Origin of the sequence: Litorilituus sediminis, from assembly GCF_004295665.1 — a bacterium.
In the GTDB taxonomy this organism is placed as follows: domain Bacteria; phylum Pseudomonadota; class Gammaproteobacteria; order Enterobacterales; family Alteromonadaceae; genus Colwellia; species Colwellia sediminis.
The window spans coordinates 1,920,780-1,943,395 of the sequence record NZ_CP034759.1 but is presented as its reverse complement, the minus strand read 5'-3'; the positions used below and the strand labels follow the sequence as shown (position 1 = coordinate 1,943,395).

Annotated in this window: 18 protein-coding genes; 10 read left to right on the top strand and 8 right to left on the bottom strand. The window is 39.8% G+C overall.

Annotation, left to right across the window (positions count from 1 at the left end; all coding sequences use genetic code 11):
- Positions 1 to 79 precede the first annotated feature (79 nt).
- From EMK97_RS08625 to EMK97_RS08610, 4 genes are all read left to right on the top strand, one after another.
- Positions 80 to 688 (top strand): glutathione S-transferase family protein, encoded by a 609-nt coding sequence (locus tag EMK97_RS08625; RefSeq protein ID WP_130601274.1) that lies wholly within the window; start codon positions 80 to 82, stop codon positions 686 to 688.
- 209 nt (positions 689 to 897) lie between these two features.
- Positions 898 to 2,025, top strand: coding sequence for an efflux RND transporter periplasmic adaptor subunit (locus tag EMK97_RS08620; RefSeq protein WP_130601272.1), 1,128 nt, complete (start codon positions 898 to 900; stop codon positions 2,023 to 2,025).
- Between the two features lie 344 nt (positions 2,026 to 2,369).
- Positions 2,370 to 5,639, top strand: a complete 3,270-nt coding sequence (locus tag EMK97_RS08615) for an efflux RND transporter permease subunit (RefSeq protein ID WP_130601270.1) — start codon at positions 2,370 to 2,372, stop codon at positions 5,637 to 5,639.
- A gap of 7 nt (positions 5,640 to 5,646) precedes the next feature.
- Positions 5,647 to 8,727 (top strand): efflux RND transporter permease subunit, encoded by a 3,081-nt coding sequence (locus EMK97_RS08610; protein ID WP_170176819.1) that lies wholly within the window; start codon positions 5,647 to 5,649, stop codon positions 8,725 to 8,727.
- 76 nt (positions 8,728 to 8,803) lie between these two features.
- Here EMK97_RS08610 and EMK97_RS08605 read toward each other — a convergent pair whose 3' ends face one another.
- From EMK97_RS08605 to aroQ, 6 genes are all read right to left on the bottom strand, one after another.
- Complete coding sequence (locus EMK97_RS08605; protein ID WP_130601266.1) at positions 8,804 to 9,067, bottom strand: hypothetical protein; 264 nt, start codon at positions 9,065 to 9,067, stop codon at positions 8,804 to 8,806.
- Between the two features lie 183 nt (positions 9,068 to 9,250).
- The gene (locus EMK97_RS08600) at positions 9,251 to 9,877 is read right to left on the bottom strand and encodes a hypothetical protein (RefSeq protein ID WP_130601264.1); all 627 of its coding nucleotides are present in this window, start codon (positions 9,875 to 9,877) and stop codon (positions 9,251 to 9,253) included.
- A gap of 92 nt (positions 9,878 to 9,969) precedes the next feature.
- Positions 9,970 to 10,146, bottom strand: a complete 177-nt coding sequence (locus EMK97_RS08595) for an oxidoreductase-like domain-containing protein (RefSeq protein ID WP_130601262.1) — start codon at positions 10,144 to 10,146, stop codon at positions 9,970 to 9,972.
- A gap of 154 nt (positions 10,147 to 10,300) precedes the next feature.
- Positions 10,301 to 11,647: an acetyl-CoA carboxylase biotin carboxylase subunit gene (accC, locus tag EMK97_RS08590; RefSeq protein ID WP_130601260.1), complete on the bottom strand. Its 1,347-nt coding sequence runs from the start codon at positions 11,645 to 11,647 to the stop codon at positions 10,301 to 10,303.
- Positions 11,648 to 11,669: 22 nt separating this feature from the next.
- Positions 11,670 to 12,131 (bottom strand): acetyl-CoA carboxylase biotin carboxyl carrier protein, encoded by a 462-nt coding sequence (gene accB, locus EMK97_RS08585; protein ID WP_130601258.1) that lies wholly within the window; start codon positions 12,129 to 12,131, stop codon positions 11,670 to 11,672.
- A 75-nt stretch (positions 12,132 to 12,206) separates the two neighbouring features.
- On the bottom strand, positions 12,207 to 12,653 hold the full coding sequence (gene aroQ, locus EMK97_RS08580) for a type II 3-dehydroquinate dehydratase (protein ID WP_130601256.1): 447 nt from the start codon (positions 12,651 to 12,653) through the stop codon (positions 12,207 to 12,209).
- Positions 12,654 to 12,987: 334 nt separating this feature from the next.
- On the opposite strand from aroQ, the gene EMK97_RS08575 reads away from it, so the two are divergent.
- From EMK97_RS08575 to EMK97_RS08565, 3 genes are read left to right on the top strand one after another with little or no spacing between them, the layout of a single operon-like run.
- Complete coding sequence (locus EMK97_RS08575) at positions 12,988 to 13,386, top strand: hypothetical protein (RefSeq protein WP_211342288.1); 399 nt, start codon at positions 12,988 to 12,990, stop codon at positions 13,384 to 13,386.
- Entirely contained in the window at positions 13,364 to 14,608 is a 1,245-nt protein-coding gene (locus tag EMK97_RS08570) for a TonB-dependent receptor (RefSeq protein ID WP_211342287.1), read from the top strand. Before EMK97_RS08575 ends, EMK97_RS08570 begins: the two co-directional genes overlap by 23 nt.
- 15 nt (positions 14,609 to 14,623) lie before the next feature.
- Positions 14,624 to 17,083: a putative bifunctional diguanylate cyclase/phosphodiesterase gene (locus EMK97_RS08565; protein WP_130601252.1), complete on the top strand. Its 2,460-nt coding sequence runs from the start codon at positions 14,624 to 14,626 to the stop codon at positions 17,081 to 17,083.
- Positions 17,084 to 17,132: 49 nt separating this feature from the next.
- Here the strand turns inward: EMK97_RS08565 and EMK97_RS08560 are convergent, their stop codons facing one another.
- Entirely contained in the window at positions 17,133 to 18,986 is a 1,854-nt protein-coding gene (locus tag EMK97_RS08560) for a protein-disulfide reductase DsbD (RefSeq protein ID WP_130601250.1), read from the bottom strand.
- A gap of 5 nt (positions 18,987 to 18,991) precedes the next feature.
- Positions 18,992 to 19,303 (bottom strand): divalent-cation tolerance protein CutA, encoded by a 312-nt coding sequence (gene cutA, locus EMK97_RS08555; RefSeq protein ID WP_130601248.1) that lies wholly within the window; start codon positions 19,301 to 19,303, stop codon positions 18,992 to 18,994.
- Positions 19,304 to 19,513: 210 nt separating this feature from the next.
- Between cutA and EMK97_RS08550 the strand changes: the two genes are divergently transcribed.
- From EMK97_RS08550 to groL, 3 genes are all read left to right on the top strand, one after another.
- Positions 19,514 to 20,014, top strand: coding sequence for an FxsA family protein (locus EMK97_RS08550; protein WP_130601246.1), 501 nt, complete (start codon positions 19,514 to 19,516; stop codon positions 20,012 to 20,014).
- Positions 20,015 to 20,168: 154 nt separating this feature from the next.
- Positions 20,169 to 20,459 (top strand): co-chaperone GroES, encoded by a 291-nt coding sequence (locus EMK97_RS08545; RefSeq protein WP_130601244.1) that lies wholly within the window; start codon positions 20,169 to 20,171, stop codon positions 20,457 to 20,459.
- A 183-nt stretch (positions 20,460 to 20,642) separates the two neighbouring features.
- Positions 20,643 to 22,292: a chaperonin GroEL gene (gene groL, locus EMK97_RS08540; protein ID WP_130601242.1), complete on the top strand. Its 1,650-nt coding sequence runs from the start codon at positions 20,643 to 20,645 to the stop codon at positions 22,290 to 22,292.
- The last annotated feature ends 324 nt before the right edge of the window (positions 22,293 to 22,616 follow it).

Below are 22,616 nucleotides of genomic sequence, written 5' to 3'. Positions count from 1 at the left end.
GCAAACATCACTAATTTATTTTCTATAGATATTTCGTACAGTTATAGCAACTTTTAAACACGTTAAAGGAAATAGCATTATGTACACCTTATATCACTTTCCAATTAGTTGCTCGAATGTCGTTAAAATTGCCTTAGAGCTGATTGATGTTGAACACCAAGCGGTTATTGTTGATTTATTTCAAGGCGAGCAACAAACGCCTGAGTTTCTGCGCTTGAACCCTTTAGGCAAAGTCCCTGTACTTGTTGAAGGAGATCAGGTGATGACTCAGGGGGCAGCGATATTAATTCATTTAGCCCAGAAATATCCTGCGGCTAAGTTAATGCCTGAGTTAGCATCACCTGCAGGTATGACAGCATTACAATGGTTTGATTTTATTGCCAGCAGTTTGCATGGAAACTTTGAAAAATTATTTCATCCAGAGCGTATCGCCAATGAAGCAGAAACGGTTAAAGCCAATGCTGAAGAGCTACTGGTGAAGCAATTTACTTATATAGAAGATAGACTATTTGAAAGTCAGTTTTTAGCTGGCGAGCAACCTTCACTTGCTGATTATTACTTTGTCGTTATGCTTGGCTGGGGACAAGTATTAAGTTTTGATTTATTTGCGCGTTATCCTGCCTTTGCTAAGTTTAAGGCGAGATTAAAAGCGGTTAGTGTTGGCTCTCAATCATTACAGGATCTGTGATTTTAAGTTGGCATTATAGTGATGCTGATAGAAGTTGGTTAATTTTACAAAATTACTTAATCAAATTAACCAACCTCTTAGTCAATATCACTAATCATTTTAGGTTTAAATATGTAACTTTTCTGTAACTTGTTGTTACACATGCAAAATAACCGATTGGCATAGCCTGTGCTATTTTTAATGCAATGTTAAAAATATAGATATGTCCAATGCTTAATTTAAACAAGAACTTATTAATTACCTCAGTTATTGCAGCCAGCCTTATGTTAACTGGTTGTTCAGAGCCACAAGCAAAACAAGAAGAGAAAAAAGAAGCGGAATATGCCATTCCAGTAACTGTTGCCAGTATTGAGCGCGGTAATGTTTCTTCAAACTTTCATACCACAGCGACATTAGAGTCTCGTAATGAGGCAGATATTATTACTCGTGTTACAGGTATTGTTGAGCAGTTAACAGTTGAAGAAGGCGACTTTGTTGAAAAGGGACAAGTCTTAGCCAAAATTGATCCGCGTCGTTATCAGTTAGCATTAGATAAAGCCAATGCCGAATTAGCAGGTATTGAGCAAGAATTGCAGCGACTTTCACAAATGGCTGAAAAGCAGCTTGTCAGTGCACAGGCGTCAGACAAATTAAAGTATCAATATCAAGCGGCACAAGCAGCACGTGAGTTAGCCGCGTTAGATTTAAAAGATAGCCAAATTGTTGCACCAATTTCAGGTTATATCTCAAAACGCTATGTTAAAGCCGGTCACTTTACTCAAGGTTATCAAAAGCTATTTCATATTGTTGACCAATCAAGCTTACAAGCCGTGGTCTACTTACCTGAACATCAGCTAGGCAATATTGAATTAGAGCAAGCAGCAACAATGCACTTTACTGCACGTAAAGGGCAAACGTTTGCGGCGCAAGTACGTTCAATTTCGCCCATTGTTGATAGTCGTAGTGGTACATTCAAAGTGATTTTATCATTAGAAAATGACAACTTGCAGTTAAAGCCGGGCATGTTTGCGCAAATTGCTTTGACTTTTGATACCCATGAAAACACGTTAACCATTCCAAGTGATGCCATTATCACTTTAGATAATCAAAGTAAGGTGTACTTAGTAAAAGATAATAAAGCGGTAGAAGTACTGATTGATAAAGGTTATGTGCAAGAGCAACTAACGGAAGTAAGTGGCGAACTGGCAGAAGGCGATATGGTGGTTATTAACGGCCATCACAATCTAAAAGCTGATTCATTGGTGGAAGTACTAAATGCTGAGCCAAGCCTTGATGAAGTATTATCTGATGATGAAGTGTCAACAGATAAGAAAACAGCTATTGCTAAGAATCATTAGTGAGTAATTGAATGAACACTATAAAGTCATTTTTAACTCAATGGGTGTATCGATCAGCCGTGACGCTAATGTGCACCTTTTCAGCAGTATTAATCAGTATTGTCAATACGGTAGGAGCATTCTCATGAACTTAACAGATTTTGCTATTAAGCACCCAAGTGCAGTACTTGTAAGCGCATGGTTATTTACCTTTAGCGTTATGTTTGTCAGCTTTATGGGAGTTATTTCATGAACTTAAACATGAGCTTAACAGAATTTGCCATAAAGAACCCTAGTGTTGTCCGTGTAGGAGTTTGGATGTTTACCTTTGCTGTAATGTTTGTCAGCTTTAGTGGAGTTAGCGCATGAGTTTAGTAGATACCGCGATTAGAAGACCTGTCACAGTTTGGATGTTTACCTTCGCCGTTATGCTATTTGGCTTGGTTGGTTTATCAAGATTAGCGGTGAACTTATTACCTGAGCTGTTTTATCCGACCTTAACGGTAAGAACCAATTATACTGGTGCAGCGCCTGCTGAGGTCGAGCAATTAATTACTAAGCCGATTGAAGAGGCGGTGGGTGTTGTAAAAGGTCTGCGTAAGATTAGCTCTATTTCAAAAGCCGGTCAGTCTGATGTGCTACTAGAGTTTGAATGGGATGTTGCTATGGACATCACCAGCTTAGAAGTACGCGAGAAATTAGATCTGATAAGCTTGCCTTTAGATGTACAAAAGCCACTGATTTTAAAATTTAATCCATCGTTAGATCCTATTATTCGTCTTGGTTTACAAACCAAAGACAACTCAGTTACTGGGCTTACTAAACTAAGAACCTTTGCAGAATACGATATTAAGCGCCAATTGGAGTCTTTATTAGGCGTAGCTTCTGTGAAACTAGGTGGTGGTTTAGAGCAAGAGTATCAAGTACTGATTGATCAATATAAACTGGCGCAGTTAAATTTAAGCAGCCAAGAAATTATTAATCGCATTAATGCGGAGAATATCAATGTTTCTGCGGGTAAGCTTATTGAAGGAAATACCCAATATTTAGTGCGTACGCTAAATCAATTTACCGATATCAAGCAAATTGGTGAGCTAGTGGTTTATCGTGAAAATGAGCAAATTGTCACTTTAAATGATATTGCCACCATAGTTGATGGTTATAAAGAGCGTACCGATGTAACCCGTATTAATGCCCAAGAAGCGGTAGAGCTAGCCATATATAAAGAAGGCGATGCCAATACAGTGCAAGTAGCGGGCTTGGTTAAATCGCAACTAGATAATATTCGCAAACTGGTTGGCGATAAGTACCAGCTAACTGTGGTTTATGATCAGTCTACTTTTATTAGTAATGCCATTAGTGAAGTGAAATCTGCGGCTATTGTTGGTGGTTTATTGGCTATGGTGGTGCTGTTCTTATTCTTACGCTCCATTGTGCCAACCTTGATCATCTCGTTATCTATTCCTGTGTCAGTGATTGCCACCTTCAACATGATGTATGGCAATGATATTAGCTTAAATATTATGTCACTTGGCGGTGTTGCTCTGGCAACTGGCTTATTGGTTGATAATGCCATTGTTGTACTGGAAAACATTGCTCGCTATAAAGAGCAAGGCTTAGGAGTGGTTGAAGCGGCGCGTAAAGGTACTAAGGAAGTAAGCGGTGCTATCGTTGCTTCGACGTTAACAACACTCGCTGTGTTTGTGCCGTTAATTTTTATTGAAGGGGTTGCAGGCCAGCTGTTTGCCGATCAAGCGATGACGGTGGCTTTTGCTTTAGTTGCCTCATTATTTGTTGCTTTAACCTTAATTCCTATGTTGGCATCGCGGCAAATGCGTAAGCTAGCGCCGGAAGAGCAAAGTAAAACTGAAAAAACTTCATTTAAGTCATTAACATGGCAAAAGAAAATTGGTTTTGTTCTAAGCTTGCCGTTTAAAGTGCTATTTGTTTGGTTGCCTATGTTAGTGGTTCGTCTAGTGCTGGTGCTATTTCATGCGCTAACTAAGTTGATGTCGTTAGTAATGAAACCAATAACAGCAGGCTTTAACTACTTATTTGATCAGTTAACCAAACTTTATCAATGGTGTTTATCGGCATCACTTAAACATAGTATTTTAACCTTGCTTGTCAGCTTTGGCTTTGCCAGCTCTGCCGTGTTTATTTTACCTAAAATTGGTGTCGAATTATTACCGCCGCTATCGCAAGGTGAGTTTTACTTCGATTTAGAATTAGCACCGGGCACGCCGCTAGCAGTTACTGATAAAACCATTAATCAAATCGCGCAAACGCTAAAAGATGATAAGCGCGTGAAAAGCACCTATTCATTAACAGGTCGTGGTAGTTTGATGACTAGCAGTGCCGATAAAGGTGGCGAACATCAAGCACGCTTACAAGTCATGTTGCATGATGCCTCTGATGAAGCGGCAGTAATGAATGATATCAGACAGCAAGCAAAGCGTTTAGTTGGTGCGACTACTCAGTTAAATCAACCGGAATTATTTACTTTTAGCAAGCCGATGAGTATTGAGCTAGCAAGTTATGATTTAGGCTTATTGGCTAAGTACAGTAAACAACTGACTGAGCTAATGGAGCAAGATAGTCAATTTGTTGATGTCGCCAATAGTCAACGTAAAGGTCAGCCAGAGTTAGCGATTCACTTTAATCAACAGAAGATTGCCCAACTTGGCTTAAGTGCGCCAGAAGTGGCTAAGTTACTAGCGGTGAAAATTGGCGGTAACATTGCCAGTAAATATACCTTGTTTGATCGCAAGATTGATATTTTAGTGCGCAGTGGCGAAGAGCAACGCAACTCTATTGATGACTTACGTGAGTTGGTGATTAATCCAAATAGTGATTATCCGATTACCTTAGCCAGTATTAGCGATATTGTTGAAACGGTCGGCCCTGCGCAAATTAATCGTATTAACCAACAACGGGTTGCGGTGATCAGCGCCAATATTACTTCGGGTGATCAAAATATTGCTATTGCGCAAGCAAAAGCATTAATCGAGCAAATGAACTTGCCGTTATCTGTGGTTGCTAGTTTTGGTGGTCAAAGTGAAGAGATGCAACAATCATTTGATTCTATGATCATGGCGTTAACCTTGGCAGTTTTCTTAGTTTACTTAGTCATGGCGTCACAATTTGAATCTTTGTTACAGCCATTTCTAATTCTATTTAGTGTGCCGCTAGCCGGTGTTGGTTCTATTTATGGTTTATACCTATTTGGTACCAATATCAGCGTGATTGTCTTTATTGGCTTGATAATGCTGGCCGGTATTGTTGTTAATAATGCCATTGTTCTACTGGATAGAATTAACCAGTTACGTAGTAAAGGTATTGATAAGTTAGCGGCCATAGAGCAAGCAGCACAATCTCGTTTACGTCCAATTATTATGACTACCTTAACAACGGCGCTAGGTTTATTACCTATGGCGATTGGTTTAGGCGAAGGGGCAGAGCTGAGAGCGCCGATGGCGATAACTGTTATTAGCGGCTTAGTGTGCTCAACCTTGCTGACGTTAATTGTTTTACCTTCGTTGTATTTGCTATTTGATAGAAAACAGTTTGAAGATGTTGTGACAGAGGCATCTACTGATGAGTCATTAGCTTTGTCGGAGCCGCAAAATGTCTAAAAAACGGATTAACTTAACGGCACTGGCAATTAAAAAGCCAGTGACGACCATGATGTTGTGTTTGACCATGCTGATGATGGGCATTGCCGCAAGCCAACTATTACCGCTAGAGAAGTGGCCTGGTATTGATATCCCTGAAATGGTGGTGAATGCCCCGTATCAAGCATCAACGCCAGCAGAAGTTGAACGTTTGGTAACTAAGCCTTTAGAAGAAGCATTATCAACTATGGGCGGTATTCAGCGGTTAAGCTCGCACTCGACAGAGCATGGCGTTGAGATAGGTATTGAAGTGGCTTGGGAGACTAGTTTAACGGGTAAGGCAATTGAGGCGCGTGAAAAAATAGATGCTATTCGCCATCTGCTACCAGATGACTTGAAACGTATTTTTGTTCGTCAGTTCTCAACCGCTGATATGCCAGTACTGACATTACGTATTTCAAGCGAGCGAGAGCTTAAAAATAGTTATCAATTATTGAATAATTATTTGAAAAAACCACTGGAGCGCTTACAAGGTGTATCTAAGGTTGAGTTGTACGGTGTTGATCCAAAGCAGATCTCTATTCGTTTACTAAGCGATCGTATGGCTGCGCATAATATTGATGTGCAAGCGTTAACTTTCATCCTTGAACAGCATAACTTTACTATCAATGCTGGCGCATTGCGTTCAATCTCAAATACCATTCGCGTTAGCCCGAAAGGGGAGTTTACCAATTTAAATGATATTCGAGCGATTCGCGTTAGCGATAATGTTTATGTCGGTGATATTGCGGAAATTGGTTTTGAACAACCAGAGCGTGTTGATGGCAGACACTTAGATCGCACCTACGCTATTGGCGTTAATGTTTTTAAAGAGTCGAGTGCGAACTTAGTTGAAGTCGCTGGCCGTGTGATTACTTTAGTTAACGAAATATCTGACAGTCCTCAGTTTAATGGCATTAATATTTTTATGATGGAAGATCAGGCTAAAGGGGTGACTGACTCTTTATCTGATTTACTTATGGCTGGTGCTATTGGCGCGTTATTATCTTTTATCGTGCTGTACCTGTTTGTGCGCAATACCACGGCAACCTTGTTGGTGGTTGCCTCAGTACCCTTTTCTATTTGTATTACCTTAGCGGTAATGTACTTCTTAGATTATTCACTTAATGTACTTTCAATGATGGGCTTATTGCTTGCTGTTGGTATGCTAGTTGATAACTCTGTGGTTATTACCGAATCAATCGCCGCACAGCAGCAAAAAACACCGGCAAGTGATAAACAGGGCAAAATCAGCAATATTTTATTGGGCGTTGATAAAGTCTCGCTGGCGGTAATGACAGGCACCTTGACCACCATGATAGTGTTTATGCCTAATATTATTGGTGAAAAGGTACAGTTAACCGTGTTTTTAGAGCATGTTGCTATTGCTATTTGTATTTCGCTGGCTGCGTCATTGTTAATTGCGAAAACACTATTACCTTTATTGCTTAGTAAAATATCGTTAGATGATATTGGCGCCAAAAAAGCCGCTAAGCAGTCAGCTAATAAGCCAGAGGCAAAGGCTAAAACCCGTTATAAGAAAAGTTTATCTTGGGTATTAGCGCACCCGAAAACTACTGGCTTTGTCGCCTTATTAATACTGGCAAGTACGGCAATTCCTATGGGGGTTATTACTTCTGATAATAATGATAACCAAGATGGTACGCGCTTGTTTATGCGTTATCACGTGGAAGGGCAATTTCCACTGGAGCATGTTGAGGCTATGGTTGATCGCATGGAAGAGTATTTGTATCAACACAAGGAAGAGTTCTATATCGACTCAGTTTATAGTTATTACAATGGCGAGCGCGCTTCATCAACCTTATTGCTAAAAGAAGATAGAGATATCTCGATGAACGCTTTAAAAGAACGTATTCGTAAAAATATGCCGAGTTTTGCTGAAGCAAAGCCTGATTTTGGCTGGCAAAGTGCAAAAAGCGGTGGCGTTTCTATTACTTTACTAGGGCCAGCAACCGAAAGGCTAATGCAGTTATCTGAGCAAATTGTGCCACTACTTGCTCATGTTGATGGTTTGGCTGATGTTAAAAGTGATGTATCTCAACACCAAAAAGAAATGGTTATTGTAATTGATCGCTTTAAAGCCAACCAATTGGGCTTAGACTCACGTCAAGTGGCACAAATTGTTGGTACTGCGCTTAGAGGAGTGGAGTTAAGAAGTTTTCGCCATGATCCTAATGGCGAAGTTGATATTCGTTTACTCTATGATGAGGATTTAAAGTATTCCTTAACCCAGTTGCAGAAGTTACCTATCACGCAAATTGATGGTCAAATCATTACCTTGGAAAGTGTTGCTCGCTTTGATACTCAGCCTAGGTTAGCTGCTATTTATCGAGAAAATAGGCAAACCGCTTTAACCATAGGTGCCAACTTAAATGATATTACTATGGAACAGGCAAGAGAGCGCATTAAGCAAGTGATGGATAAATTGGACTTTCCTTCAGGCTACAAATGGAAACTTGGTCAAGGCTTTGATAGGCAACAACAAGAGCAAAACATTATGTTGGTCAATATGCTATTGGCAATTGCCATGATTTATATTGTTATGGCGGCGCTGTTTGAGTCTTTATTATTGCCTGCCGCCATTATTAGCTCGATTATTTACTCGATTGTTGGTGTATTTTGGTTCTTTTTAATTACCGGAACCAGTATGTCGGTTATGGGCATGATAGGCATTTTGATTTTAATGGGCATAGTGGTTAATAACGGCATTGTCTTAATTGATCAAATTAACCAGATGTCGCCGAAAATTGATGAATTAGAGCAAGTAATTGCCGATATTTGTGTTACCCGTTTGCGCCCTGTCTTAATGACAGTAGCCACAACTGTTTTAGGCATGGTGCCTTTAGCCCTAGGTTCAACGCAAATTGGTGGTGATGGTCCATCGTATTCGCCACTGGCTATCGCGATTATTGGCGGCTTAGTCTTCTCAACGGTGACTAGCTTGTACTTGGTGCCATGGTGTTATTTGATGCTGACTAAGTTAGCGCGCAACAGTAGTATTGGTTTTGCCAAAGCTAACCTATTTGCTAGGCGCATTATTAAAGTCTAAATTTCATATGGGCTAGCACGTTATTGCTAGCCCATATTTCAATGGCGTAACTTTAATGGCTTTTAATGGCGCAACTTTAGTGTCGAAGGGAAATATTTGGCGTTACGTTAATTAAGCCTTCTTCGTTGATGGTCGCTACTTTATCGTCAAGGGTTAAAATGGCTAAGCATCTATCATTGATTTGACGAACATAGTTGAGCATATAGCCAAATTGCCCTAAGCTACAAACGGAAAATTGCTGGCTTAGGTTGAGTTTATCCCACAGCTCTTCTAGGTGGTAGTTTTGTTTTCTTTGTTCTACAACGTCTGTCGCTAGATGGCTTTGTCTTAGTTCGAACATAACTCGTACCTCGCTAATTTCATCGGTTTACTTATCAAACTTGATGAAATAGTACTCGGTGTAAAGAAAAGATACTGTGCTGTTATGTAAGTAGGATGTAATAGTTTGTATGGGGGGATAAAAACCAATGCTGGAAATTAAAAAGCCAGCTGTTAAAGCTGGCTTTTCTTGAATTCTGGTAAATTATTTAATGACTTTTACCAGCTCACCTTTGTCATTGAATTCAAGGATGTGCCTAACCCAACGATTGATCCAGTAAGTCCATAAATCGCCTTCTAAGTCAGGTGTGGCATGAATTGGTGGGCGACCCATAGCAAGTAAAACACCTTCTTTTGTCATGCCTACAATTGGCTTACCACGTTTGATGCCTTTTTGATCAACTTCACTAAGTGTTTTTACTTTAGCTTTAGCTTCGTCACATGATTCACCGAAGAATAACATAAAGTTCTCTTCTAGTGATTGGCCTGCTTTTTTGGTGTGTCCATCCCATACATAATCATACTCTAAACCTTTATAGGTTAACTCGATTACCTTAGTGCTGATATCTTGAATAACAAACTCACTACAAATAGGTAGCATTTTAGGCAATTGGTAGTTCATTGCATAAAGCTTGTTTTTTGGTGAATCTGAATGCAAGTTTACAATGGCATAAACTTTAGCACCTTCAGCAAAGCCTTGAGCTGGTACTGCTGAGTTAGTGTCGGCTGCTGCCGAGCTAGTACCTGATGAACTAGTCATATTACAGCCAGATAATGCCGCTGTAGCGACAACAACTGCAGAAGCAGTAAGCATAGTTTTGATAGCTTTCATTATTGTTATTCCTTTGTCCTTAAAATGATCGTGTGATTGTTTTACTGCATGATTTTGACAATAAATAGCCGTAAAGGCAACACGTTAGCGTTTTACTGTGATGGTTTTTCTTCGTTGTTTTGTTGTTCTTCTTCACGAAGTTGGGCTTGCTCTATGCGCCACTTTTGCAAACGGGCATAATAGTTGTCCCATACGCAAGGGTTACAGGCGCCGCCACCGCAGCAGTCATCATCAGCAGGGGGCGTTGGTTTTTTTAATGGTCTAGGCATCAAACATCTTATCTTAAAGGTTGAGTCATCTTCATTTTACTGCAATCAAGGTGAAATGAGCAAGCATAGTGGGGCAGTGTACAAAAAAGGGTGGGGCAGGTACAAAAAAGGCCCACCATGTGAGCCTTTAAATTATTTGAACATTGAGCTGTGATTATTCAATTTCAGCTAGTTTATGCTCTAAGTAGTGAATGTTAGCGCCACCGTTAACAAAACCTTGGTCATTTAAAATATCTTGATGCAAGGTGATGTTGGTTTTAATACCATCAATAACTAATTCAGACAGTGCATTGCGCATACGAGCAATGGCTACATCTCTGTTGTCACCCCAAGTGATAAGCTTGCCTATCATAGAGTCATAATGTGGTGGTACTGAGTAATCAGCGTAAATATGAGAATCCCAACGTACACCTAAACCACCTGGTGGGTGGAAGCGTGTAATTTTACCCGGTGAAGGAATAAAAGTACGTGGATCTTCAGCATTAATACGACACTCAATAGAGTGACCTGATATCTTGATGTCTTCTTGTGTGCAAGAAAGCGGTAAACCCGCAGCAACACGTAATTGTTCTTTAATTAAGTCGATACCTGTGATCATTTCTGTAACAGGGTGCTCAACTTGAATACGGGTATTCATCTCAATGAAGTAGAACTCACCGTTTTCATATAAGAACTCGAAAGTACCGGCACCGCGGTAGTTAATTTCGATACAGGCATTACAACAACGCTCACCAATTTTAGCACGCATTTCTGGCGTGATACCTGGTGCTGGTGCTTCTTCAACAACTTTTTGGTGACGACGTTGCATTGAACAGTCACGCTCACCTAAGTGAATTGCGCCACCTTGACCGTCAGCAACAATTTGAATTTCAACGTGACGCGGGTTTTCAAGGAACTTCTCCATGTAAACCATTTCATTCTTAAAGAAGGCACCGGCTTCTTTCTTGGTAAGGTTGATTGAATCAATCAACTCTTCTTCAGAGCGAACAACACGCATACCACGGCCACCACCGCCACCAGCAGCTTTAACAATTACTGGATAACCAATACGTTTGGCGTGTGCTTTATTTAGCTCATCATCATCGGTTAATGGACCATCAGATCCAGGCACGCACGGTACGCCTGCTGCTTTCATCGCTTTAATGGCAGATACCTTGTCACCCATGATGCGAATGCTTTCAGCTTTAGGGCCAATAAAGGCAAAGCCTGATTTTTCTACTTGCTCGGCAAAGTCAGCGTTTTCCGCTAAAAAGCCATAACCTGGGTGAATAGCAACAGCATTGGTTACTTCAGCAGCAGTAATGATTGAAGGAATGTTTAAGTAACTTTCCATCGCCGGCGCTTTACCAATACAGATGGTTTCATCTGCTAGTAATACGTGCTTAAGGTTTTTATCAGCTGTTGAATGTACCGCAACTGTTTTAATCCCTAGCTCTTTACATGCGCGTAAAATTCTTAGCGCAATTTCGCCACGGTTGGCGATAACAACTTTATCTAACATGGAATTACCCTCTAAGCTGGGCTTATTCAATGATGAATAGCGGTTGGTCAAATTCAATAGCGTCTTCGTTTTGCGCTAAGATTTCTTTAATAACACCAGACTTGTCAGCTTCAATTTGGTTCATCATTTTCATTGCTTCAACAATACATAAAGTATCGCCAGCGTTTACGTGTTGACCAACTTCAACAAATGCTGGTGCATCAGGTGAAGCTGAAGAGTAGAACGTTCCAACCATTGGAGAACGAACAACGTGACCAGATAACGCTGGCGCAGCTGCATCAGTTGTTGGTGCTGCAGCCGCAGGAGCTGGCGCAGCAGCTGGTGCTGAAACGGCAACTGGCGCTGATTGCATAACTGGTGCAGTTGCTACGACTGAACCGCCACGGCTAATGCGTACTGATTCTTCACCTTCAGCAATTTCTAATTCATTGATGCCAGACTCTTCAACTAGTTCGATTAATTTTTTGATTTTACGAATATCCATTTGAACACCTTAATTTATAATACTATTTCGGTTAATACTAAGTTAGCGAACGACAACTAACTGTTAAAATTTGTTTTACTTTTGCAAATAACTTGCTGCAGAGCTCAAGGCATAGCTATAACCTTGTGCACCTAAACCACATATCACGCCCACCGCTTTATCTGATAAGTAAGAGTGCTGTCTAAATGATTCTCTAGCGTGTACATTTGATAAATGCACCTCGATAAAAGGAATATCAACAGACAATAGTGCATCTCTTAAGGCAACGCTTGTATGTGTAAACGCTGCTGGGTTGATAATGATAAAATCTACGGTTTGATATGCTTGATGGATTGCATCAATTAATTGGTGCTCTGCATTAGATTGCACATGCGATAATTCTATTTGGTGTTTTTTCGCTTCTTCAGTTAACTGTTCAATAATGTCAGTTAAGCTTTGGCTACCATAAATGCCTGGTTCACGCTTACCTAGCATATTTAAATTAGGGCCATTAAGTACTAAAATCTTTAAATTTGCACTCATCTTCTTTAAAAACACCGTTAAAGTTAAATAAAGCATCATACTTACACAAAAATTCAGTTCTGTGAAATAAAATATAAACTTTTTTCAACTTGTTTCAATTTTGCCGAATATTATAGTGTTTTCGCAGAATATAGCAGCAAAATACTGGTCTAATCACTTGGTGGAATAGTTTGACTGGCATTTTTTTTAATATTGTCTACAATTGAATTAATAAATTAGCTGTATTATTTATTTGATTTTTAAGGTTATTTGAATTGTTTGGGCTGTTGTTCTTTTCTGTTACAGGGATCGTATTATCAAAAAATTCCATTTAGCATGCATTTTTGTCACCACTTTGGCACTCTCATTTACAGTATTAGCTGTGGATGTTATTGCGCACGCCTCAGTGAAAGAGCAAACATTAACGGCGTCTCAGTTACGGCGCATTTATACTATGCGACAACTGCGTTGGTCTGACAATTCTACTATTACTGTGTTTGTTTTACCTAGTCAACATCAGCTGCATCAACGTTTTTCTAAAGAAACATTACAAATATTTCCTTATCAGTTAAATCGAATTTGGCACAAGCTGACCTATTCAGGTCTTGGCGTGGCCCCCATTATTGTTCAAACCCCACAGGCACTGATAGAAGCAGTAAATTCAACTCCAGGGGCGATTGGTTATGCAGAAGGCGATGCAGTAAAAGGTAGTGAAAATGAAGGAGCAGTGCATGTTGTTAAAATTGAAAAGTGATACTAAGGCCTATATTAGTACACTGTTATTAGCCTTTGCTGTTTTACTGTTATCTGGTCGTGCTTATGGCAAAACCAATGATGACTATTTTAATGCTAAAAATTTACAACTGCATGGCTTTATTGCCCAAGGTATTATTGATGTAAATGGTAGTGACTTTGTTAATGATGACGGCGAGTTATCAACAGAGTTAACTGAAATTGGTGTTAATGCTTCTTATCAGCTGAGCTCAAATTTTAGGCTTGCTGGGCAAGTAGTATATCTTGATGGTGGTAATCGCTATGAAAAAGGTGTTCGGGTAGATTATGCGCTATTGGATTGGACGGCTTACGCAGATGAAAACTGGCAATTGAATTTGTATTTTGGTCGTTTTAAAAATAACCATTGGTTGTACTCTAGTTCGCGCACGGTTCCTTTTGCTCGACCTTCGATAATCTTACCGCAATCGGTTTACTTTGATGGCTTTAGGGATATTGCCGTTGGCAGTGATGGTGGGGCATTAAAGCTCAGTCATAGTGACGATGAATATGGTAATTTTGATTTCAACCTAAGTTATGGCAGTTCACCTATTTCAGATGAGCAGGCCAAAAACCTGCTGAGTGAGTTTGCTACCGGTACGGCTGAGCAGGACTATGATTTGCAATCTAGCTTTTACTGGCAACCAGCCTTTTCACAATGGCGTTTTGGTCTATCTTTATTAGACTCTGATTTTACTTATTACAGCGCAAGGCCAGAAAAGCCAGATGCGTTTTTTGATGCAGAATTCTCTTTCCAGTTTTATACCGTTAATGCTTTATATGAGGGAGAATTTTGGGAATTTAGCGGTGAAATTTATCAGTCTCGATTTTTGACTGAAGGCTTTTATGTACCCCAGTATCATAGTGACAATATTGCACGCGGCTTTTATGTGCAGTCTCGCTATAAAGTCACTTCAGATATGACCTTACTTGCTCGCTATGAGGACTTTTATCTTAACAAGGATGATAAAGATGGCAAAAAGCTCGAGGAAAATAGCGGTGGTTTAATTCCTGCCTATTTTGCTTTCCATAAAGACATAACGCTAGGTTTGAACTACGATTTTACCAGTAACTTTAGTTTACGGTTAGAGTATCACTGGGTTAAAGGTACAGGGCGTTTAACACCGGTGGTTGTGCCAAACCCGCAAATTAACGACTCTGAATACTGGCAAATGTGGGCTGCTCAGCTTATGTACTGGTTTTAGGAAGGTAGAGATAATATGGCTAAGAAGTTTGTTGGCGTTCCTACCCAGCTATTAGTGCTTATTATAACCACGCTGTTGTTATTAGCAGTTGGCTTTAGCAGTTTGTCTTTATGGCGGCTCCAGCAGGATTATCATCAGTTCCGCCAAAATGCTTTAGAGCAAGGGCGCGTTCAGGTGGAACTGCATAATAATATTTTACGTACTAAGCTGACCTTGTGGATAGAGTCTTTTACCGATTTAATTAAACTGTCGCAACAAGATGATTTTTCATTATTTACTCAGCAATTAGAGCAGCAATTTGATGCACTGCAATTACACCTTAATGTTGAAAATGTTTGGCTAGTAGATAGCAATAAAGAAATCATGATGGCGACGAACAGCTTCCCTATTGTGGTGCAGGAAAATATTGCTCGAGTGTTTGAAACGCAAGAGCCTAGTGACAGGATTTATTGCTTAGAAAGTTGCCAGCTATTGTTGAGCTTGCCAGTGTTAAATAGGCAAGGGGATATGGTGGTGGTTACTATGAGCGCATCTTTAGTCGATACCTTATTTGCCATTAAAACCTCACTAAATCGAGAAGTTGCTGTGGTGAGTTTCTCTTCGAAAAATGCACAAACACTTGAGTTTGGTATGGGAGAAATTGTCTCGGCCTCTGACAGGGCATTAACGCAAATGTTATTTAATGCTCAAGCTAATCAAACATCGGTAGATTCTGTACTCACTCAAGGCTTACAAGTTGATCAGCAACAAGCAAGTTATTTATCCAACTTACTCTTGTTGGCCAAAACCAAGCATAAAGACTTTTACTTACTCTTGATTGATGATGTTACCGAATATAGAGATAAAAACGTCACCTATAGATGGCATTTCTTATTGTCTATGAGTGGTATTTTTATTGGTTTAGCTATTTTGGTCTATATTATCTCCAGTCCGTTTACCAAGCGTTTGTTACAGCTATCTAATGCGCTGCCGCTTTTATCGCATAAGAAGTTTGATCAATTTCGACAGGTGAAATTTAATGGTCAACGTATTTTTGCTGATGAGTTGGATATATTATCTGACTCAGCTGTTAAGTTAAGCTTTGAATTAGAACAGCTTAACCTTGAAGTAGAACAAAAAACCAAAGAGCTTGAAAATATTGCCATGTTTGACCTGCTAACAGGCTTACCGAACCGTAATATGCTCAATTACCAACTGCGTAAGTCCATTGCTAATATTGCCCGCCATCATGGCGGTGTTGCCGTGTTGTTTTTAGACCTTGATGACTTTAAAAAAGTTAATGATAGTAATGGTCATAATATCGGCGATAAGTTATTAATGCAGGCGTCAGAACGGGTCAGGTTAAGTATTGGTGATATTGATATTGCCTGTCGTTTCGGTGGTGATGAATTTGTTGTGGTATTAAGTCATTTAACCGTTGTTGAAGAAGCCATTGATGTTGCGGAAAAAATACTTAAGCAATTTAAAGATCCTATTAAGTTAGATTCAAGTATTTTCTACGTTTCTACAAGTATCGGTATTGCATATACTGAGTTAGCTACTGAAAAGGCTGATGATTTGGTCAGTCATGCTGATATCGCCATGTACGAAGCTAAAGAAAATGGCGGTAGTCAATACCATGTCTACCATCAAGAAATGTTCCAACGAGTTGCGCACCGAGTCTTATTGGAAGGCGAAGTAAGACAAGCGTTAGCACGCGAGCAGTTTAGCATGAGCTTACAGCCACAGCTTTGTGCTAAGTCGAAAAAATTGTATGGCTTTGAAGCCTTAATTCGCTGGAAGCACCCTGAACGCGGTATGATTTCACCAGAAGACTTTATTCCAATTTTGGAAAACTCTCAGCATATGATTGAGTTAGGTTATTGGATTATTCGCCGCTGTTTTGAAACCGCTGTAGCACTAAAAGACTATGGTTTAGAAGATGTACGTATAGCAATTAATTTATCTGCAGGGCAATTTGTTGATGCCAATTTGCCACACTTTTTACAGTCACTGTTAGCTGAGTTTTCTTTAGACGCGCAGAATTTTGAACTAGAGCTAACAGAGCAAACCTTAGTGAAAGATATTGACCATACCATTGCTATGATGGAAGCTTTAAAAGTCTTAGGCTTTAGTTTTGCTATTGATGATTTTGGTACCGGCTATTCTTCGTTAGCTTATCTTAAAAGGTTACCGGTTGATGTTATTAAGATAGATAAGAGTTTTGTTTTTGGTATGTTAGAAAATCATTCAGATTATCAGATTATCAAATCAACTATCGCCATGGTGAAAAACTTAGGGTTAACAGTAGTGGCTGAAGGGGTTGAAACGCAAGCGCAATTGTTGAGTTTGACGGAAAATGATTGTGATTATATCCAAGGCTACTATTACTCTAAACCTGTGCCTGATGTGGATTTATTTACCTTTATTGATAAGCATATTAGCAACGGCCATTGGAAAGTTAGAGCAGAAACAGGCTCGATTAAATCAGCTTGAGTATGTAGCGATATAGCTTTTGCTACATACTCAATTTAACCGCAATTAGTTAAAAGAATGAGTTGATATGGGCAGCAAACTCTTTTGCTCCCATAAAACCTGTGGTTCTTTGTTTAGTTAACTCATTACCTTGTAAATCAAAGAACAAAATAGATGGTAAGCCGAGAATGGTATAGTACTTGGCTATTTCATCGTTTGCTGGTGAGTCAAACTCAGTCATATCGATTTGTACCCATAAAGTATTGCTTAGCGCTTGTTGCACCTCTGGCTCGACAAAAGTATATTTTTCAAATTCTTTACAGGCAATACACCAGTCGGCGTATAAGTCCACCATCACAGTTTGACCATTTTCGTTGGCGCGAGCAACAACCGACTTTAACTGTGCCAGAGTTGAGACTTGCTCAAATTCTGGGTGAGCCTTGCTGCTAGTTGATGTTGATGCATGGTTTTCTGGCATGATTGATTGATAAGCGAATGTTGCACCAAAGAATAGCATTAAGAAAATAACGAGCGAGCGAATGCCGTACCAAAAGCCTTTATTGTTGGTAGAGTTCTGGTTGGCGACATAGAAGTATGTTGCGCTAGCTAGTAGCAAAGCTGCCCATAGCAGCTGACTTACTAGTTCAGGGATCAATCGCTCGAGTAGGAAAATTGGCACGGCGAGTAACAATAAGCCAAATATATTTTTGATAACGTTCATCCAAGCGCCTGCTTTTGGTAGTAATTTACCGCCTGAGCTACCTAACACTAATAAAGGTAAGCCCATACCTAAACTTAACGCGTACAGAGCTGAAGCGCCTAACACTAGATCGCCAGTTTGCGATATATAAAGCAATGCGCCTGTTAGTGGCGCAGTGGTGCAAGGTGAAGCGACTAAACCTGAGATCACGCCCATCATAAGAACTCCAGTAATTGAACCGCCTTTTTGTTTGTTGCTCAAATTATTCAATTTATTTTGCCAGCTTGCAGGCAAGGCTAGGTTGAAAACACCAAACATAGATAAGGCAAGAAATATAAATAATACGCTTAAGCTAATCAGTACAGCTGGATGCTGAAAAGCCGCTTGAAATTTAGCACCAGCAAGAGCTACCACCACACCTAATAAGGTGTAGGTAATTGCCATACCCTGAACATAAATAAAAGATAAGCTGAAGGCTTTTTTATTGGTTAATTGCTTGCCTTGACCAACAATGATCCCCGTTAAGATTGGGTACATAGGAAAGACACATGGCGTAAATGATAACAGTAAACCACCAACAAAAAATGCTGCTAGCGTTAACCATAGGCTATCTTGCTTGAGCATCTCAACCAATTGATGCTGTTCACTTTTTGGAACTTGGCTTTGGCTCAGGTTAGTTGCTAGGCTATCAGTTGAGTTTTCGTTTTCTGGCTCACTGCCTAGCGCCGTTAATACATTGGCGTTTGTACTGCTATTTTTGCTAACTTGGCTTAGCTCAATTGATTTGCTTTCAGGCGGGTAACATAAGCCTTTCTTGGCACAACCTTGATAACGTACCGTAAAGGTTGCCCCTTCTTCAGCTTCAATAATATTGACAGTAAAGTTAAGCTGTTCGGTATAAATTTGTTGTACACCAAAAAACTCGTCTTCATGCTCTATGCCTTGTGGTAGTTCAAGCTCAGAAAATGTCGCGCCTTTGCCTGAAATCTTAAACTGATGACGGTACAGATAATAACCCGGCTCGACATCAAAGGTAATGTTAAGTGCATTACCTTGTTGATGGAAATTAAAAATAAAGGCTTCGTCTACTTTTAAAAACTCATCGTCATTACTAAACAGAGAGCTGCTTGAAATATCGAAAATTGAGTTCTGTGCCATTACTTTGGCAGGCAAAGAAAACAGGCTAATTACCGTGATTAGGTAAAGGGAAATAAGTTTTTTCATTAAGTTTACTTCAACGTTTCTGATATCCAGTTCAAGTAATGCTTATCACCTTGCTGGATGTTCAAGGCAATAATTTCAACCACTTCATAAGGATGTAACTGATTTATTTTTTCATTTAATTCAGTAAATTTGTCTTGGGTTGTTTTAATTAATAATTGTACTTCTGTGCCGATCTGCATTTCACCTTGCCAGCTATAAATCGAGGTAAGGTTAGGCACTATATTGACACACGCGGCTAACTGGCTTGAAACTAATTGCTTCGCTAGCTCTTTAGCAAAGGTTTCATCTGGGCAGGTTGTTAATACTAATTGATACAAAATTGTTACCTAAGAATGAATTAATCGCTGCTATTATAGCCTGAGACCTTAGCAAAATTTAAGGCTTATGTGAGGCTGAGGTTAGCTAGATCAAGATGTCGTCATCTACTAAGCGTCGCCTTGCCTGTTGAAAAAGACCTGCAAGACCCAATATAAGTTTCATCTGTAGTCGAAAAACTCTGTTTTGGACTACACCAGCAAGGAAATTTTATGTTTCAAGTATTATTTGTTTTATTTATTTTGGTGCCAATTATAGAAATTACCGTCATTATGCAAGTTGGTGCGTTACTTGGTGTTTGGCCCACCGTGGCTATCGTGATTTTAAGTGCTTGGTTGGGGGCAAAATATGTGCGCCAACAAGGTTTGGCAACATTACAATCAGTGCAAACTAAGATGGCGCAAGGGGAAATGCCATCAAGCGAGATTGTGACTGGCTTAATGTTACTTGTCGCTGGGGTCTTATTAGTTACACCTGGCTTTGTCACCGATATTTTTGGCTTGTCTTTACTTATACCTGCTGTGCGTAAAGCCATAGCTGAGAGCGTACAAAAGCATATGGTAGTAAAGCAATTTTCAGCGGGTGCTAGTTATACTCATACCACAAAGGGGAATGTTTATGAGCATGAAGCAGACCCTTTTACCGCTGAGCAAAAAACAATGTCGCACCATCAAGGGGATACAATTGAAGGTGAATTTCAACGTAAAGAGTAGTCTAGTTGTTTAGCTGATGAGAAAAAAATAAACAAAAGACTTGTGAAGTCCGTTTTAATCCCCATTAATCAAACAAGAGAATTTTTAGATGCTGTGCTTACCTTGTATTCACAGCTAAATATATTTGTAAACCAGAGATCTCAGGAGAGAATAAATGAGCATTCGTCCACTACACGATCGTGTAATTATTAAACGTAAAGAAGTTGAGTCAAAGTCTGCTGGCGGCATTGTATTAACAGGTAGTGCAGCGGAAAAATCAACGCGCGGTGAAGTAGTTGCTGTAGGTAAAGGCCGTATTCTAGAGAACGGTGAAGTTCGTGCTCTTGATGTACAAGTTGGCGACCAAGTAATTTTCAGTGAAGGTTACGGCGTGAAAACTGAAAAAATTGATGGTGAAGAAGTGTTGATTCTTTCTGAGTCTGACATCTTAGCGATCGTAGAATAATTTTTTAGATTTGCTTGTCGCTATTTCATCTTAATAGCGACACCTAAAGTGCTCACTTACTCAGGTAAGTTCAGCCCTTTCTTTACTCTTGAGCTGTCTCGCTTAAGGTAAAGTCTTAATAGATAACTTAGTTAACATTGTTTTAAAAACGGTGTAATAAACAAAATTATAGGAATAAATAACATGGCTGCAAAAGACGTATTATTTGGTAATGACGCACGCGTAAAAATGCTAAACGGTGTAAATATTTTAGCGGACGCGGTAAAAGTAACTTTAGGCCCTAAAGGTCGTAATGTAGTATTGGATAAATCTTTTGGTGGTCCAACAATCACTAAAGATGGTGTTAGTGTTGCTAAAGAAATCGAACTTGAAGACAAGTTTGAAAACATGGGCGCACAAATGGTGAAAGAAGTTGCCTCTAAAGCCAATGATGAAGCAGGTGACGGTACAACAACTGCAACTGTTTTAGCGCAAGCGATTGTTACAGAAGGTTTAAAATCAATTGCTGCGGGTATGAACCCAATGGATCTTAAGCGTGGTATCGATAAAGCTGTTGTTGCTGCGGTAGAAGAGTTAAAAGGTCTTTCACAAAAATGTGCAGACAACAAAGCAATTGAACAAGTAGGTACTATTTCTGCCAACTCTGATGAAACTGTAGGTCAAATCATTGCTACAGCAATGGATAAAGTAGGCACTGAAGGTGTTATCACTGTTGAAGAAGGTCAAGCATTAACAGACGAATTAGACGTAGTTGAAGGTATGCAATTTGATCGCGGCTACTTATCGCCTTACTTCATCAACAATCAAGAAAGTGGTGCGGTAGAGTTAGAAAACCCATTCATTTTATTAGTTGATAAAAAAGTTTCAAATATTCGTGAATTGTTAACAACGTTAGAAGGCGTTGCTAAAGCAGGTAAGCCGTTATTAATTATCGCTGAAGATGTTGAAGGTGAAGCACTAGCAACATTAGTAGTGAATAACATGCGTGGTATTGTAAAAGTTGCTGCTGTTAAAGCGCCTGGTTTTGGTGATCGTCGTAAAGCTATGCTTCAAGATATCGCGACATTAACAGCGGGTACTGTGATCTCAGAAGAGATTGGTATGGAGCTTGAAAAAGCGACTTTAGAAGATTTAGGCCAAGCTAAGCGCGTTGTAATCTCAAAAGATAACACCACTATAATCGATGGTATCGGTGAGCAAGCTGACATTGAAGCTCGTGTAGCGCAAATTCGTGGTCAAATTGAAGAGTCTTCTTCTGACTATGATAAAGAAAAGCTGCAAGAGCGTTTAGCTAAGCTTGCTGGCGGTGTTGCAGTAATTAAAGTCGGTGCTGCGACTGAAGTTGAAATGAAAGAGAAAAAAGCACGTGTTGAAGATGCATTACATGCAACGCGCGCGGCAGTAGAAGAAGGTGTTGTTGCCGGTGGTGGTACTGCTCTTGTTCGCGTTGCTGATGCAATCAAGAACTTAGAAGGTATCAACGAAGACCAAACTCACGGTATCAATGTTGCAATTCGCGCTATGGAAGCACCACTTCGTCAAATCGTAACTAACTGTGGTGATGAAGCGTCAGTTGTACTAAATGAAGTACGTAACGGTACAGGTAACTTTGGTTACAATGCAGGTAACAGCACATACGGTGACATGTTAGAAATGGGTATTTTAGATCCAACTAAAGTAACACGTAGCGCATTACAATTTGCCGCATCTGTAGCTGGCTTAATGTTAACAACAGAAGCTATGGTTACTGATGCACCACAAGATGCAGCAGCTCCTGCTATGCCTGATATGGGCGGCATGGGTGGTATGGGCGGCATGGGTGGTATGATGTAATTTATGCTTGCCTAAATGCACGATAGCTACGTTATGGCTGCGCTCGCATAAGAACAAACTATGCGTCGCTAGCCAAGCCTTGCTCTAGTGCATTTATTCTGCGCATAAAGCATTCGCTTCTTAGCTTATACAGATAGAAAACTCGTTTCGGCGAGTTTTTTTGTGCCAGTTATTAGAGTAAGTAACTATTTGTTAGGTTGTATAAATGCGTTTATATAGTAGCTTTAACGGAGCCAGAATATGGCTGGCTTTTCGCAATATAAACAAATTATACCAATTTGATTAAATATTTAGTCACTTAGAGTTACAAGAATAGCATTAGAA

Bases quoted from the DNA above. Each gene is read 5' to 3' on its own strand.
- EMK97_RS08625 (WP_130601274.1), top strand. From the start codon at position 80: ATGTACACCTTATATCACTTTCCAATTAGTTGCTCGAATGTCGTTAAA.
- EMK97_RS08620 (WP_130601272.1), top strand. From the start codon at position 898: ATGCTTAATTTAAACAAGAACTTATTAATTACCTCAGTTATTGCAGCC.
- EMK97_RS08615 (WP_130601270.1), top strand. From the start codon at position 2,370: ATGAGTTTAGTAGATACCGCGATTAGAAGACCTGTCACAGTTTGGATG.
- EMK97_RS08605 (WP_130601266.1), bottom strand. From the start codon at position 9,067: ATGTTCGAACTAAGACAAAGCCATCTAGCGACAGACGTTGTAGAACAA.
- EMK97_RS08600 (WP_130601264.1), bottom strand. From the start codon at position 9,877: ATGAAAGCTATCAAAACTATGCTTACTGCTTCTGCAGTTGTTGTCGCT.
- EMK97_RS08595 (WP_130601262.1), bottom strand. From the start codon at position 10,146: ATGCCTAGACCATTAAAAAAACCAACGCCCCCTGCTGATGATGACTGC.
- accC (WP_130601260.1), bottom strand. From the start codon at position 11,647: ATGTTAGATAAAGTTGTTATCGCCAACCGTGGCGAAATTGCGCTAAGA.
- accB (WP_130601258.1), bottom strand. From the start codon at position 12,131: ATGGATATTCGTAAAATCAAAAAATTAATCGAACTAGTTGAAGAGTCT.
- aroQ (WP_130601256.1), bottom strand. From the start codon at position 12,653: ATGAGTGCAAATTTAAAGATTTTAGTACTTAATGGCCCTAATTTAAAT.
- EMK97_RS08570 (WP_211342287.1), top strand. From the start codon at position 13,364: ATGTTGTTAAAATTGAAAAGTGATACTAAGGCCTATATTAGTACACTG.
- EMK97_RS08565 (WP_130601252.1), top strand. From the start codon at position 14,624: ATGGCTAAGAAGTTTGTTGGCGTTCCTACCCAGCTATTAGTGCTTATT.
- EMK97_RS08560 (WP_130601250.1), bottom strand. From the start codon at position 18,986: ATGAAAAAACTTATTTCCCTTTACCTAATCACGGTAATTAGCCTGTTT.
- EMK97_RS08550 (WP_130601246.1), top strand. From the start codon at position 19,514: ATGTTTCAAGTATTATTTGTTTTATTTATTTTGGTGCCAATTATAGAA.
- EMK97_RS08545 (WP_130601244.1), top strand. From the start codon at position 20,169: ATGAGCATTCGTCCACTACACGATCGTGTAATTATTAAACGTAAAGAA.
- groL (WP_130601242.1), top strand. From the start codon at position 20,643: ATGGCTGCAAAAGACGTATTATTTGGTAATGACGCACGCGTAAAAATG.